The following is a 362-nucleotide window of genomic DNA, read 5'->3' as shown; positions in this document are numbered from 1 at the left end:
ATTTGCAATGACTGATAATTTGTAAGAACGGAACTTTCTATCCTTTACCAGTCTGTTCAGTGCATAATTGATGCGTAAATCATTAAGATAGCTTACAAAATTCTTTCCTTTCTGAGTGTTGATCACCTCTGATAGATAAGTGGTATTCGTTTTTATGCTTTTTGCAAGGCTGGCCGATGTAATTCCTTTCCTTAAAAAGAGTTCTTTTGATTCGAAGACTTCCAATTCTTGTAAAATGAACTGGGTTACCTCTTCAGGAGTAGTTTTAGATGTTTTATCTTCGGTATCAGTCTGTTCAGGATTTTGAAGTTGAATGGCATCTAATTTTGTTGGAGTTTCAACATTTCCTTCCTCAATAGAAT

Annotated in this window: 1 protein-coding gene; it reads right to left on the bottom strand. The window is 34.5% G+C overall.

The features are described 5' to 3' along the window. A partial coding sequence (locus SB764_RS38775; RefSeq protein WP_410866576.1) for a hypothetical protein occupies positions 1 to 362 on the bottom strand: 362 nt, incomplete at both ends.

It is taken from the genome of Paraburkholderia sp. SIMBA_027 (assembly GCF_046535315.1).
GTDB lineage: Bacteria > Pseudomonadota > Gammaproteobacteria > Burkholderiales > Burkholderiaceae > Paraburkholderia > Paraburkholderia tropica.
Note: the sequence above shows the minus strand (reverse complement) of the source record. Positions and strands in the feature narration are given on the sequence as shown.